Source organism: Flavobacterium zubiriense (assembly GCF_041729725.1).
In the GTDB taxonomy this organism is placed as follows: domain Bacteria; phylum Bacteroidota; class Bacteroidia; order Flavobacteriales; family Flavobacteriaceae; genus Flavobacterium; species Flavobacterium zubiriense.
Map to the genome: position 1 here is coordinate 18,325 of NZ_JBCFQL010000001.1, position 14,895 is coordinate 33,219.

The 14,895-nt window shown below is 33.2% G+C and carries 12 protein-coding genes; 3 read left to right on the forward strand and 9 right to left on the reverse strand.

The window, feature by feature from the left end:
• Positions 1 to 104 precede the first annotated feature (104 nt).
• Both AAGV28_RS00080 and AAGV28_RS00085 read left to right on the forward strand, forming a co-directional pair.
• Positions 105 to 2,378 carry a carboxy terminal-processing peptidase gene (locus tag AAGV28_RS00080; protein WP_373404812.1) on the forward strand — a complete coding sequence of 758 codons (2,274 nt, stop codon included), beginning with the start codon at positions 105 to 107 and terminating at the stop codon, positions 2,376 to 2,378.
• 73 nt (positions 2,379 to 2,451) lie between these two features.
• On the forward strand, positions 2,452 to 3,267 hold the full coding sequence (locus AAGV28_RS00085) for a DNA/RNA non-specific endonuclease (RefSeq protein WP_373404813.1): 816 nt from the start codon (positions 2,452 to 2,454) through the stop codon (positions 3,265 to 3,267).
• A gap of 20 nt (positions 3,268 to 3,287) precedes the next feature.
• Here AAGV28_RS00085 and rodA read toward each other — a convergent pair whose 3' ends face one another.
• The 6 genes from rodA to purH form a co-directional block, all read right to left on the reverse strand.
• The gene (rodA, locus tag AAGV28_RS00090; RefSeq protein ID WP_373404814.1) at positions 3,288 to 4,520 is read right to left on the reverse strand and encodes a rod shape-determining protein RodA; all 1,233 of its coding nucleotides are present in this window, start codon (positions 4,518 to 4,520) and stop codon (positions 3,288 to 3,290) included.
• A 14-nt stretch (positions 4,521 to 4,534) separates the two neighbouring features.
• Positions 4,535 to 6,472, reverse strand: coding sequence for a penicillin-binding protein 2 (mrdA, locus tag AAGV28_RS00095; RefSeq protein WP_373404815.1), 1,938 nt, complete (start codon positions 6,470 to 6,472; stop codon positions 4,535 to 4,537).
• Positions 6,469 to 6,975, reverse strand: a complete 507-nt coding sequence (locus AAGV28_RS00100) for a rod shape-determining protein MreD (RefSeq protein ID WP_373404816.1) — start codon at positions 6,973 to 6,975, stop codon at positions 6,469 to 6,471. Before AAGV28_RS00100 ends, mrdA begins: the two co-directional genes overlap by 4 nt.
• A complete protein-coding gene (mreC, locus tag AAGV28_RS00105; protein WP_373404817.1) occupies positions 6,968 to 7,795 on the reverse strand; it encodes a rod shape-determining protein MreC in 828 nt (275 codons plus the stop codon). The genes AAGV28_RS00100 and mreC overlap by 8 nt, the downstream gene beginning before the upstream one ends.
• 79 nt (positions 7,796 to 7,874) lie before the next feature.
• The gene (locus AAGV28_RS00110) at positions 7,875 to 8,903 is read right to left on the reverse strand and encodes a rod shape-determining protein (RefSeq protein WP_026712801.1); all 1,029 of its coding nucleotides are present in this window, start codon (positions 8,901 to 8,903) and stop codon (positions 7,875 to 7,877) included.
• A 54-nt stretch (positions 8,904 to 8,957) separates the two neighbouring features.
• Positions 8,958 to 10,484, reverse strand: a complete 1,527-nt coding sequence (purH, locus tag AAGV28_RS00115; RefSeq protein WP_373404818.1) for a bifunctional phosphoribosylaminoimidazolecarboxamide formyltransferase/IMP cyclohydrolase — start codon at positions 10,482 to 10,484, stop codon at positions 8,958 to 8,960.
• Between the two features lie 193 nt (positions 10,485 to 10,677).
• On the opposite strand from purH, the gene AAGV28_RS00120 reads away from it, so the two are divergent.
• Positions 10,678 to 11,928: an ABC transporter permease gene (locus AAGV28_RS00120; protein WP_373404819.1), complete on the forward strand. Its 1,251-nt coding sequence runs from the start codon at positions 10,678 to 10,680 to the stop codon at positions 11,926 to 11,928.
• A gap of 194 nt (positions 11,929 to 12,122) precedes the next feature.
• Here AAGV28_RS00120 and AAGV28_RS00125 read toward each other — a convergent pair whose 3' ends face one another.
• The 3 genes from AAGV28_RS00125 to fbaA form a co-directional block, all read right to left on the reverse strand.
• Positions 12,123 to 12,743 (reverse strand): hypothetical protein, encoded by a 621-nt coding sequence (locus tag AAGV28_RS00125; RefSeq protein WP_373404820.1) that lies wholly within the window; start codon positions 12,741 to 12,743, stop codon positions 12,123 to 12,125.
• 91 nt (positions 12,744 to 12,834) lie between these two features.
• Complete coding sequence (gene accD / locus AAGV28_RS00130; RefSeq protein ID WP_373404821.1) at positions 12,835 to 13,689, reverse strand: acetyl-CoA carboxylase, carboxyltransferase subunit beta; 855 nt, start codon at positions 13,687 to 13,689, stop codon at positions 12,835 to 12,837.
• Positions 13,690 to 13,802: 113 nt separating this feature from the next.
• On the reverse strand, positions 13,803 to 14,870 hold the full coding sequence (gene fbaA, locus AAGV28_RS00135) for a class II fructose-bisphosphate aldolase (RefSeq protein WP_373404822.1): 1,068 nt from the start codon (positions 14,868 to 14,870) through the stop codon (positions 13,803 to 13,805).
• Positions 14,871 to 14,895: the final 25 nt, after the last annotated feature.

A 14,895-nucleotide genomic window follows, 5' to 3' on the forward strand; every position in this document is an offset into this window, starting at 1 on the left:
TTATTGGTATTAAGAAAAAAACAATTTTATATCTTTAACAAAAAATTATGGAGACCTTATTATTGTTGGTTTGGTTTTTCACTTAACTTAGTTTAAAAATTTGGATGAATACTATTATTAGTCTTATGAGGAGAAATTATAAATTACTTATTGCGGTTGCTGTTTTGTCGGTGACATTGTTTGCTTTTAAAATAAAATCGGCCTCTGAAGCTGATCCTGATAAAGATAAATTACTTTTAGAATTATTGACTTTTGTTATTGAAAAAGGACATTATGAACCAGCAACTATTGATGATGCTTTTTCTAAAGGAGTTTATAAGGATTACATTCAGGCACTAGATCCGTCTAAGCGATTTTTTTTACAATCGGATATTGATGAATTTTCAAAGTACGAATTAGAATTAGATGATGAATTGAGAAATAAAGATTTGACATTCTTTACCTTAACTTACGATCGTTTGATGACAAGAATGAAGGAAAGTCAGGCTTTTTACAAAGAAATTTTAAAAACTCCTTTTGATTATACTGTTGACGAAAGTTTTAATACAGATTATGAGAAATCACCTTATTCTAAAACGGATGCAGAATTAAAAGAAAGATGGAGAAAACAATTAAAATTGACTACTCTTTCTTCTTTAACGGATCGTTTGAAAATGCAAGAAAACAAAGGAAAACCTTCTACTGATGAAGCTGATTTGATTTCTAATCCTTTAGAGAATCCTGATGATCATTCCGGAGCTGAAAAACCTAAAAAAGAAGTTTCGGCAGAGGACAGTAAGCCTAAATCTTTTGAAGAATTAGAAAAAGAAACTCGTGAGAGTACCTCAAAATCTTTGGATGAGTATTTTGGTTTTATGAAAGATTTAGATCGTAACGACTGGTTTTCGGTTTATATCAATTCTATTACTGCTCGTTTTGATCCGCATACTAATTATTTTGCACCAGAAGAAAAAGAACGTTTTGATGTTAGCATCAGTGGGACATTAGAAGGAATTGGCGCTCGTTTACAAAAGAAAAATGATTACACCGAGATTTCAGAATTAATTTCTGGTGGACCAGCCTGGAGAGGAAAACAGCTGGAAGCTGGAGATATTGTAATGAAAGTGGCTCAAGGAGACGGTCAGCCAGTAGATGTAGTAGGAATGCGTCTGGATGATGTAGTCAAGAAAATTAAAGGAAAAAAAGGCACCGAAGTACGCTTAACTATCAAAAAAGTAGACGGAACCATTAAAGTAATTTCAATCATTAGAGATATTGTTGAAATTGAAGAAACCTATGCTAAATCAAGTATCGTTAATAAAAACGGATTGAAATACGGAGTAATATATTTGCCTAAATTCTATATCAATTTCGAAAATAAAGATGGAAGAGATGCCGGTAAAGACATTGCTCATGAAGTAGCTCGATTAAAGGAGGCTCAGGTTGACGGTATTGTTTTAGATGTTCGTGATGATGGTGGTGGATCTTTGTCTACGGTTGTAGATATTGCAGGATTGTTTATTGAACAAGGACCCATTGTCCAAATTAAATCAGCAGGCAGAAAGAAAGAAGTGTTGTATGACCGAGATAAGAAAATAGAGTGGGACGGGCCGTTAGTAATTATGGTTAACAGTTTTTCGGCTTCGGCTTCAGAGATTTTGGCGGCAGCTATTCAAGATTACAAACGTGGTGTTATCATTGGTAGTAAACAAACCTATGGTAAGGGAACGGTTCAAAATGTAATCGATTTGAATCAGTTTGTACGCAGTAATGAGGTAGGGGACTTAGGTGCGCTTAAAACAACTACTCAGAAATTTTATAGAATTAATGGTGGTTCTACACAATTAGAAGGAGTGAGAAGTGATGTGGTGATGCCAGACCGTTATGCTTACTTAAAAATGGGCGAACGCGATGTAGAAAATGCAATGCCTTGGGACAAGATTGATCCAGCTGATTATACCGTTTGGGACAATAATGCTAATTTTGGTAAAGCAGTTTTGCATAGTAAAGAACGTATTGCAAACAATCCACAATTTAAATTGATTGAGGAAAATGCAAAATGGATTGATACCAGAAGCGAAGAAAATGAATATAGCTTAAATATTGATAAATTCAGAAAAGCGCAAAATGCGATTGAAGAAAAAGCTAAGAAATTCAAACCTATTTTTGATTATAAAAACGATTTAAAATTTACTTCACTGCCTTATGAAATAGAGCAAATGAGTAAAGATAATATTTTGAAAGAAAAACGCGATCGTTGGCACGAAAGTTTAGCCAAAGACATTTATGTTGAAGAAGCATTGAATGTTTTGGATGATTTACAAACTAAAGTAAATTTAAAAAAGACAACCGTTACAGTTAATAAATCTAAAAAGGAAAAGTTAGCTAAAACAAATTAATAAAAAAATTAATAAAGAATCCGCTCTGAAAATTAAACTAATTTTCAGAGCGTTTTTGTTTAAAACAGATAATATGAATTTTAAGTTTCTTTTTGGGATTATAGTTGTTGGTTTTTCTTTTTTGGCTTATAATCAATTTGATGTGCCATTAGTAGAGAAAGTAAATTCAAATGAATTAAATTCCACAACAACAACTCAATCGAATCGAGATTTGAATTTTTATTTGCCTACTTCGACTACTTCACAAATTGTAAAACACAATTATTATACTTTGTCTTATAATGAAAAAGCAGAACAAGCAGAATGGGTAGCTTATGAATTAAAGAAAAATTATGTAAAAAATAGTAACTTTAAACGGCCGTATTTTATTGAGGATCCTAAAGTAACAACGCAATCGGCTCATTGGAAAAATTATAAAAAGTCAGGATATGATAAAGGGCATTTGTGTCCAGCTGCCGATATGGAATTTGATATCAATGCGTACAACGATACTTTTTTTACTTCGAACATAAGTCCGCAAAACCATGAGTTTAATAGTGGTATCTGGAATCGATTGGAACAAAAGATTCGTTTTTGGGCAGTTAAAAATGATGGGTTAATTGTGGTTACAGGTGGTGTTTTAAAAGGGAATTTAAAAGCTATTGGGACAGAAAAGGTTATTGTGCCAAAATATTTTTATAAAATTGCATTGAGTCATTCCAAAGGGAATTATAAAATGATTGCTTTTTTAGTTCCAAATGAAAAAAGCAGTAAACCCATTTTTGATTATGTAGTTTCGGTAGATAAAATAGAATCAATTACGGGAATTGATTTTTTTCCAAAATTAGAAAACAGCATTGAGAATAGTTTGGAAAAAAGTGTAGATATTAGTTCTTGGCTTTCGAAATAATCTTTATAAAATCAACAAGATTACCATTCATTTACTTTATTGGCATCCATTTTAAGGAATATAAAAAGCAAAATGGTAAATCCCCATAGACCAGAACCTCCATACGAGAAGAAAGGTAGTGGTACTCCAATAGTTGGGAAAACCCCAATAACCATGGCAATATTTACAAAGAAATGGATGAATAATATGGATGCGGTACAATACCCATACACTCTACTAAATTTGGTTTTTTGTCTTTCTGCTAAGTAAACAATTCTTAGTAATAAGGTTACAAATAATGCTACAACTACTAATGAACCCACAAATCCCCATTCTTCGCCTACAGTGGTAAAAATGTAATCGGTATGTTGCTCAGGAACAAAACCGCCTTTGGTTTGTGTGCCTTCGAGAAAACCTTTTCCGAATAATCCACCGGAACCAATGGCAATTTCAGATTGATTGGTATTATAGCCAATTCCCTTCAAATCCACTGTCTTACCTAATAGTATATTAAAACGGTCTCTGTGGTGTTGTTTGAATACATTGTCAAAAACATAATCTACAGATAACACAAAGCCTGATATTAAAACTAATATTATACTGCTTGCTACAATGTTTCTATCGGCTAAACGGGATTTGAAATAAACAATAATTATAGCTAATAAAGAAAGTAAAATAACATATTGTGGCTCTAAAACCAGTGTCAATACAAACAATAAAATGGCTATAAATCCTGTCCAAATGTACCATGCGGGTAATCCTTCTCGATACAAAACGATTATAAGAAAGCAGTAGATTAAAGCACTTCCCGGGTCATGAAAAACAATCAGTAAAATAGGAAGTCCTAAAATGCTAAGTACTTGTAATTGTCTATTAGTATCTTTTAAATTGATTTGGGTATCACTTAAATATTTAGCCAATGCTAAAGCGGTGGCTGATTTAACAAACTCAGAGGGTTGAATACCGAAAGATCCAAAAGAATACCAATTGGCTTGTCCTTTAATTGTTTTTCCTAATACAAATAAACCAGCTAATGAGATTAGACCTATGATATAGATTACGCTAGCGTATTTTTCATATAGTTTTCCATCAACAAAGAGTAAAATAAAAATTAGAGGGATAGTTAGAATGATAAACATCAATTGTTTATTTGATGTCTCTTCCATAGAAGCCAATGATGAGGAATAAATGTTTAACCATCCCATTATCACTAAAAGGCTATATATGATAATACATATCCAGTCAATATTTTTCTTTACACTTTGATTTTTCATTCGTAAAAGAATCTCTAATTAGTTTTTTTTGTGGTATCTATTACCGAATTTGTTTTAGCCTCGTTGTATTTGCGTATCGTGTCTTTAGGAGTACTTTCAATTGCATTAGCTTCTTTCATTCCACCGAGTTTTGCATATCGGTCGTTTAAGCTTTTTTCAAGAATTCTTTTTTCTAAATCTGTTCGTGTAATTTTTCTTCTCAAATATTTTTCGATCATCAAACTAGCAATTGGGCCTGCTATTGCTGCTCCATAACCACCGTTTTCTACTAATACTGCAATAGCAATTTTAGGATTGTCTTTTGGTGCAAAAGCAACAAATATCGAGTGGTCTTCTAGTTTAACTCTTTTACCATTAATTTTTGTAAAATTCTCAGCGGTCCCAGTTTTTCCACAAATGTCAATTCCATCTACTCTTAACGCTCTGGCAGTCCCCAAGTTGTAAACATCAAAAAGTCCTTGAATTATGGGTTTATAAAACTCTTTGCTTATGGTTGTTTCATGTTTTACTTTAAATTTTGTGTCTATACTACCTCCTTTAATTTTTTTAATAATATGTGGGGTGTAAAAATGTCCTTCGTTAGCTACTGCGGCCATCATATTTGCTAACTGAATGGGTGTCATTAAAACTTCACCTTGTCCAATAGAATTTGAAACAATGGTTGTGCTTCTCCAGCCACCGTTAGGATAAATGCGTTTGTAGGTTTTAGAATCTGGCACGTTTCCTCTTCGTCCAGTAGGTAAATCATAACCCATAAATTGTCCTAAACCAAAACTTTTAATATGTTTACTCCAAACATCTATTGCATGAGAAGGCTTAGTGTATTTATTGATGGTTTTCATATATGCCGTAGCAAAATAGGAGTTACAAGATTGGTAAATTCCACGATGCAATTGTAATGCACCACCCTGACAGTGACAGCCCATGAATCGTCCTCTGGCATAACTAAAACCATGGCGACAGAATACGGTAGTATGTTGATCAATAACGCCTTCTTGCAATGCTGCTAATCCTGTGAGTATTTTAAAAGGAGAACCCGGAGGATATTCGGCTAATAAACCTCGGTCGTATAAAGGTTTTGCAATAGAATCATAGTACAAAAGAGTATAATTTTTAGAACGTTGTCTTCCTACTAAAATTCCGGGATCATAAGAGGGAGCAGTTACTAAAGCAAGAATTTCTCCTGTTTTAGGTTCGATTGCAACAATTCCGCCTCTTTTATTAATCATCAATTGTTCGCCATAACGTTGAATTTCTGCATCAATGGTTAAATTGATATCTTCTCCTTGTACGGCAATAGTATCGTATTTCCCCTCTTTATAAGAGCCTATCAGTCGATTGTACTTGTCTTTTTGAAAATACTTCACCCCTTTTACTCCGCGTAAAATTTCTTCGTAATATTCTTCAACACCTTGTTTTCCTATTAAATCGCCACTTTTATAATAGGGTTGTTTTTCAATTATTCTTTCGTTTACTTGGGTGATAAAACCAAATATATTGGCGCCAAAATCTACTTCGTAATCACGAAGTGAACGTTTTTGAAAATAGAAGCCTTCAAATTTTCTGATTTTTTCCTGAAAAGCAGCAAATTCACTTTTGTTTAATTGTGGTAAAAAAACAGAAGGTAGGCGCGGGCTATAAATTTTAGCCTTGGCTATTTTTTCTAAAAAATCTTCTTTGGTAACATCTAATAATCTGCAAAATTCTAAGGTATCTAAGTTTTTTATTTCCCTTGGAATTACCATGATATCGTAAGAAGCCTGATTGGCAACTAGCAGCTTGCCGTTTCTGTCAAAAATATAACCTCTTTCAGGATATTCGTATTGTATCTTAATAGCATTGTTTTCTGATTTTAATTTGAAAGTATCATTGATGACTTGCAAATAAAAAATCCGAATCAGTAGCAAGATTGCTGCAATGATAATAATAGATGGCAGCAGAAGTTTTCTCATCGTTTGTTTGGCTTAATAAGGTATATTATTATAATACAACTAATGATTGTGAATACGGTACTTAATAAGGTTCTAATTAAAATATCTAATATAAAGCTAACTTGAAAAGCTTCTAATATAAATAGTGTAAAATGATGAATTATCACGGCAAGAAGGATAAATGAAAATCGTTCAGGAGTCAGCGCTTCGTTCAATTTAATGGTTTGGTATTCATAACTGACGCCAAATGCAAACTTAAAAAGATAGGGTCTGTAATACGCTAGGATTAAACAGGCAGTAGCATGTATACCGCCAGAATTTGAGAAAAAATCCATTGTTAATCCAAGTAAAAAACTACTTAATAACAAAGCAGATTTATTAGAATTTACAGGATATAAAATAATAAAAAGGATGTAAGGCAATGGCAGTATAAAGCCTAAAAAAGTCATGTTATTAAATATGACAATCTGAAGGGCTAATAATAAAATAAACCTTAAAATATTGACTAACAAAGTGCTATTCATTTTTTTTGTTCCCTTTTTCTAGATTATTAACTTCCTCTCTGTCCTTGCTTTTAATGATGTAAACATGACCTAAATTAGTCATGTCATTAAATAATTTAATGTTTAATGTATAATAATTAGTTTGAGTGTCAATATAAATATTGTAAATGGTACCAATATTAATATTTTCCGGAAAAATAACGGATTGTCCACCTGTAACTATTGTATCTCCTTTTCTAACAGAGGCTAATCGAGGAACATCAATTAATTGAACAAACCCAGTACTTTTTCCATTCCATGATAATGAACCAAAATGATTGGATTTTTTTATTTTGGCATTAATTTGCGATTTAGTGTTTAAGATGCTAACTACCGTGGAATAATTAGGAGAAGTTCGGTCTATAATCCCCACAATTCCTAAACTGTTAATGACCCCCATATCAGTTTTGACTCCATCATTTGATCCTGAATTCAACGTTAAGAAGTTTTCGTGAGTATTATAAGAATTATGAATGACTTTAGAAACTATTATTTCATCAGGAGCTACACCTTTTATGTTTTCTGGTTTCTTTATAGTTGTAGTGTCCTTTGTGTTGAAAATGATGCTTTTAAGTCTGGCATTTTCAAGTGCCAAGGCATCGTTTTCAGTTTTAAGATTCAAATATTCGGTTACGTGGTTTATTTTTTCATAAACACCGCCAGTTAGAAAATTAGCCGAACTGATAACTCTACTTTTATGGTAAGAATGAGACTGTATCGTAAGCAAAAGCGAAACGCATAATAACAGCAAAAACAGTAATCGATTACTGTTTTTGAATATAAAGTTAAATATTTGCTGCATTCTCTTATTTGATTATTAATTTCAGGATATGCTAATGTATTTATAATTTAAGCTATCAATACATTTTCCAGAAAACAGTTTATTTTATTAAGATGCTCTTAAATTTTCCAATGTTTTTCAGCGCCATTCCAGTTCCTCTAACTACAGCTCTTAACGGATCTTCTGCAATATAAACAGGTAAATCTGTTTTTTGAGAAATACGTTTGTCTAATCCTCTAAGCATAGATCCTCCACCTGCAAGGTAGATTCCTGTGTTGTAGATATCCGCGGCTAATTCCGGAGGTGTTTGAGATAACGTTTCCATTACGGCATCTTCAATTCTCTGGATCGATTTGTCTAAAGCTTTGGCGATTTCTCTATAAGAAACATCTACTTGTTTTGGTTTTCCCGTTAACAAATCTCTACCTTGAACGGACATGTCTTCTGGAGGAGTTTCTAAATCTTCAATGGCAGCACCAATTTGGATTTTTATTTTCTCAGCAGTACTTTCTCCAACAAATAAGTTGTGTTGTGTACGCATATAATATACAATGTCATTTGTGAAAACGTCACCGGCAATTTTTACTGATTTATCACATACAATTCCACCTAATGCAATTACAGCGATTTCAGTTGTACCACCTCCGATATCAACAATCATGTTTCCTTTTGGTTGCATGATGTCTATTCCAATACCGATTGCAGCTGCCATTGGCTCATGAATCAGGTATACTTCTTTTCCATTTACTCGTTCACAAGATTCTTTTACGGCTCTCATCTCCACTTCTGTAATTCCTGAAGGTATACAAACCACCATTCGTAAAGCAGGAGTAAACATTCTCTTTTTTAATGCAGGAATACTATTGATAAACATTTTTATCATTTGTTCTGATGCATCAAAATCGGCAATTACACCGTCCTTTAAAGGTCTTATGGTTTTAATGTTTTCATGCGTTTTACCTTGCATTAAATTGGCTTCTTTACCTACAGCGATAATTTTTCCTGTTATGCGGTTTCTGGCAACTATTGAAGGGCTGTCAATGACAACTTTATCATTATGTATGATTAGTGTATTAGCGGTACCAAGGTCTATCGCGATATCCTCGGTCATGAAATCAAAAAATCCCATACGATTTTCAGGGGTTTAAAAGTTAAAAATTAGAAGCGTACAAAGTTAGTCAAATTAATGTTTAAAATGACGTGTTCCTGTAAATACCATTGCCAAATTATTTTCGTTACAGTAGTCAATGCTTAATTGATCTTTAATCGATCCTCCTGGTTGAATTACTGCTGTAATTCCAGCTTCTTTTGCAAGAGCCACACAGTCAGGGAAAGGGAAAAAAGCGTCGCTGGCCATAGATGCACCGGTTAAATCAAATCCAAAGTGTTTTGCTTTTTCAACAGCTTGTTGTAATGCATCTACTCTTGATGTCTGACCTGTTCCAGATGAAATCAAAGTTCCGTTTTTAGCAAAAACAATCGTGTTTGATTTAGTGTTTTTACAAATTTTAGAAGCAAAAATTAAATCTTCAATTTCTTGTTCTGTTGGACTTGTAGTTGTAACGGTAGTCAAATCTTTTTTATTGTCTGTAATGTTGTTTCTTTCTTGAATTAACAATCCGTTTAGACATGTACGAACTTGTTTTTGCGGTAATTCAACATTATTTTGAACTAAAATAATTCTGTTCTTTTTTTCTTGTAAAATAGTGGCAGCTTCGGCATCATATTCTGGAGCAATGACTACTTCGCAGAATAATTTGTTGATTTCTGTTGCTGTAGCTACATCAATTTTAGTATTCGAAATTAATACGCCTCCAAAAGCTGATGTTGGATCGCAAGCCAATGCTGCTAAGTAAGCTTCGCTAATTGTTTTTCTAGAAGCTAATCCACAAGCGTTGTTGTGTTTTAATATCGCAAATGTTGGTCCGTCAGTTTTGAATTCGTTAATCAAATTCACTGCAGCATCAACATCTAATAAATTGTTGTATGATAATTCTTTTCCGTGTAATTTTTTGAACATGGCGTCAAAATCTCCAAAGAAAAATCCTTTTTGGTGTGGGTTTTCTCCGTAACGCAATATTTGACCATCAGCAATACTTGTTTTGAAGATCGTTTCGTCAGTATTAAAATAACCAAAAATAGCTCCGTCGTAATGAGAAGAAACGTGGAATGCTTTTGTAGCTAATAATTTTCTGTCTTCAAGAGTGGTCGCTCCGTTTTGTTTTGTAATCATATCTAAGAACAAGCTGTACTCGTTCATCGATGGAACAATAACAGTGTCTTTGAAGTTTTTAGCAGCGGCACGTATCAATGAAATTCCACCAATGTCAATTTTCTCAATAATATCTTGTTCGCTAGCTCCAGAAGCTACTGTTTTTTCAAATGGATATAAATCTACAATGACCAAGTCAATCTGAGGGATGTCGAATTCCTTCATTTGTTGCACATCACTTTCATGGTCTTGACGGTTCAAAATTCCTCCAAAGATTTTTGGATGTAGTGTTTTTACACGTCCACCTAAAATTTCAGGAAAAGCAGTAATGTCTTCAACAGCAACAACAGGAATGCCTAAATTTTTTATAAAATCTTCTGTCCCTCCAGTAGAATAAAGCGTAACATTTTGACTGTGTAAGAATTTAACAATAGGCTCAAGACCTTCTTTCGAAAAAACCGAAATTAATGCAGATTGAATTGTTTTAGATGTGCTCATGTATAGTTTTAATTATAAAATGCAAAAATAGTTTTTTAATGTGAAAATTAGCTATCTAGAAATGAGATAATTTAGAATTAATTAACTTTTTTAATATCTGAATAAAATAGCTGAATTTTATTTTGTTAAAAGGGTTTTATATTAGGATTTTGAATAATATTTGTAGAATTTTACCTTATTAAAAACAGTTTTTATGTTGTTATATCTTCGATTATTGAAAGAAAGTTTTGCTTTTGCCATCAATGCATTACGAAATAATAAATTAAGGACCTTGCTTTCTCTGCTTGGTGTAACAATTGGAATCTTTTCCATCATTGCTGTATTGGCAGCAGTGGATTCATTAGACAGAAAAATCACTAATGATTTGAGTGGCTTAGATAAAAACACCATTTATTTGATGAAATTTTCTTTTGGTCCCTCGGATATTCCAAAATGGAAAAGAGAACAGTTTCCTAATGTTAAATACGACGAATATGTTTATTTGAAAGGAACCATGAACAATACAGCTCAATTAGGCTATCAAATTTTCACGAAATCAGAGACTGTAAAATACGATTCCAAGGTGGTGAGTGATGTGAATATTGTTCCTGTTTCGGCGGAGTTTTCTGAGATTGAAGCGCTGGATTTTGAAAATGGCCGATTTTATAATGAATCGGAAGCTAATTCGGGAGCTAAAGTTATTGTAATTGGAAACGAGATTGCGACTTCTTTATTTGATACTGCTGATCCTGTAGGGAAAGATGTAAGATTGTATGGGCAGCGTTTTAGCGTAATAGGCGTTCTGACTAAAAAAGGGGCAAGCCTTTTTGGAGATAGTAACGACTCTTCTGTTTACATTCCAGTTAATTTTATTCGACAAAAATTTGGAGATAATAATACTTCGTTAACTAATGTCATTGTTTTTAAACCGGTAGAAGGCGTGGATATGGAAGCCTATAAAGCAGAGATTTCGCAAAAATTACGAACCTATCGCGGAATTAAAGCGGGAGAAATTGACAATTTTTTTATTAATGTATTTTCTGGATTTACTGATTTGATTGACGGAATTATTGGAAGTATGAAGTTAGGAGGCTGGGTGATTAGTGGTTTTTCTCTTTTGGTGGGTGGTTTCGGAATTGCAAATATTATGTTTGTTTCGGTAAAAGAACGAACGCATTTAATTGGAATTCAAAAATCATTAGGAGCTAAAAATAGATTTATCTTGTTTCAGTTTTTGTTTGAAGCCATTATTTTATCAGTTATTGGTGGACTAATAGGTTTGTTATTGGTTTGGGGAATTGCTGTTGGTTTAACCAAAGCCTTAGATTTTGAATTTGTCCTAGGTTTGGATAATGTTCTTTTAGGAACTGGATTAGCTGGAATAATAGGATTGATTTCGGGTATTTTACCTGCCATTTCAGCTTCTAAATTAGATCCTGTGGAAGCTATTAGAACGGGAATGTGATTTTTAGATTTTAGATTCCAGAATTGAGAATCTAGATTGCATATTTTTCCGCAAACTTGTTTTTTCGACGAAGGAGGAATCTCAGTATCAAATTCCGTAGGAATGAAATGTTTTGTAGCAACGGAATTTATTCCGTTGAAATTGAAAAGATGAATTCAAGAGTTCCGTAGGAACGAGATGTATTGCTTTAAGTTTTATTCTTTTCTTTTTACAAATTTGATGAGTTCGGGAAATTTGATTCTTGTTTTATCCCATCTAATATCGTCTGAATTATAATATTTATTACTTTTCTTGTATATGAGCACAGTATCTTCTTCTTGTGTTGTTCTTCTAATTTGGTAAAAGTCTCTGTCAGAAAGTGATAAATCTAATGCTTTTTTTAAATCAAAATAAATTTTAGATTTTAGTGTGTCAGATTTTGAAGCTATAAAAGTGATATTACGAAAATCATCTTTATAGTTTAGTTTTATAAAATCAGTAATTGAATTTACTGGAATTTCGATTATATCTTTTGGTTGTAAATTTATAAAATGTGGTATCGTGTCAAATTCAGATCTGGTACCACATATGTAACCTGTTTTACTGTTTTGGAAATAATATAATGTTGAGTCAGAATTTATAATAAATGTGTTTGTGCCATAAATTAACCAGCCTGGGGTTGGTGGAGGAGGTGGAACAGTAACGTTGCCTCGAATGATTTTTTTATTATAATTTTTAGAAATTATGTAAGGAAGGTTTTCTTCTTTGATTTCTCTCTTTTTGCTACAATTCCCGAAAAAGAGACAAATCATAAAGCCTAAAACTATTCTTTTCATAATGGAAGATTTGAAATAAAGATATAAAAAAATCCCATTCCGATAAAAAACATATCGGAATGGGATTCTGTATTTATAATGAATTCGAAAATTATCTAATTTCGTTATTCTGAATCAAATCAATATACAAGTTAATCTTGTCTTTTAATTCTTTTCTGGCGGTTATAAAGTCTAAGAAACCGTGCTCTAAAAGAAACTCAGCTGTTTGAAAACCTTCAGGTAAATCTTTACCAGTTGTGTCTTTTACAACACGAGGTCCTGCAAATCCAATTAAGGCACCAGGTTCAGCAATGTTGATGTCTCCTAACATAGCGTAAGAAGCAGTTGTTCCTCCGGTTGTTGGATCCGTACACAAAGAAATATAAGGTAATTTCGCTTCAGAAAGTTGGGCTAATTTTACTGATGTTTTAGCTAATTGCATTAAAGAATAAGCGGCTTCCATCATTCTAGCTCCTCCTGATTTAGAAATCATTACAAAAGGCAATCGGTTTTTGATAGCATGATCAATTCCTCTGGCAATTTTTTCGCCTACAACAGCTCCCATAGAACCTCCAATGAATGCAAAATCCATACAACAGATTACTACGTCTTTACCTTTAGATTTTCCAACTCCAGTACGCACAGCGTCTTTCAGTTTGGTTTTCTCCATAACGTCTTTCAAACGATCGGCATATTTCTTTGTATCTACAAAGTTCAATGGGTCTTTTGAAGTAATGTTAGGATCTAATTCGGTAAATTTATTGTCATCAAATAAGATCTCAAAATAAGTAGCACTACCTATTCTTACATGGAAACCATCTTCAGGGCTTACAAATAGGTTGCGTTCTAGTTCATCGGCATCAATAATTTTTCCAGTAGGAGATTTGTACCAAAGTCCTTTTGGAACATCCATTTTCTGTTCGGTAGGAGTTGTGATTCCTTTTTCTTGTCTTTTAAACCAAGCCATTTGTTCTAGTATTCAGTGTTCAGTAATCAAATTTCAGTATTCAGTTTTTTTTTATTTAGATTTTAGTGTTCAGTTTTGGCAACTGAACACTAAAATCTAAATACTGTATACTTTTATAGAGTATTTACGTTGTTCAAGTCAGCAAATGCTTGTTCCAGTCTTGTGTTGAAAGTAACTTCTCCTTCACGTAACCATTTTCTTGGATCGTAATATTTTTTGTTTGGAGCATCAGCACCAGTTGGATTACCAATTTGAGTTTTCAAATAATCGATGTTGTCTACCATGAAATCACGAATTCCTTCAGTGAAAGCAAATTGTAAATCAGTATCAATGTTCATTTTGATAACTCCGTAGCTAATTCCTTCTCTAATTTCTTCTAGAGTAGAACCTGATCCACCGTGGAATACAAAATCAACTGGATTGTGTCCTGTGTTGAATTTTTGTTGAACGAAATCCTGAGAGTTTTTCAAGATTTTTGGAGTTAATTTTACGTTTCCTGGCTTGTACACCCCGTGAACGTTTCCAAAAGCAGCAGCAATAGTGAATTTTGGACTTACTTTAGAAAGTTCTTCGTAAGCATAAGCTACTTCTTCTGGTTGAGTGTATAATTTTGAACTATCCACATCAGAGTTGTCAACACCATCTTCTTCTCCACCTGTAATTCCAAGTTCAATTTCTAATGTCATCCCAATTTTGCTCATTCTTTCTAGGTACGTTTTGCAAATTTCGATGTTTTCTTCAATTGGCTCCTCAGATAAATCAATCATGTGAGAACTGAATAAAGATTTTCCAGTAGCTGCAAAATGTTCTTCTGAAGCGTCTAATAAACCGTCAATCCAAGGTAATAATTTTTTAGCACAGTGATCAGTATGCAAAATTACAGTTGCTCCGTAAGCTTCTGCTAAAGCGTGAATGCTTTTTGCTCCTGCAATTGCACCAGCGATAGCTGCTTTTTCTCCTGCATTAGAAAGTCCTTTTCCTGCATTAAATTGAGCTCCACCATTTGAGAATTGAATAATAACTGGTGCATTTAATTTTGCAGCTGTTTCAAGAACTCCATTTATAGTATTTGATCCAGTAACGTTTACAGCAGGAAGTGCAAAGCCTTTTTCTTTTGCATAGTTAAAGATTTCTTGTACTTGGTCTCCTGTTGCTACACCTGCTTTTATGTTGTGTCCCATCTTGTTTTTTGTTTTTAGTGTTAGG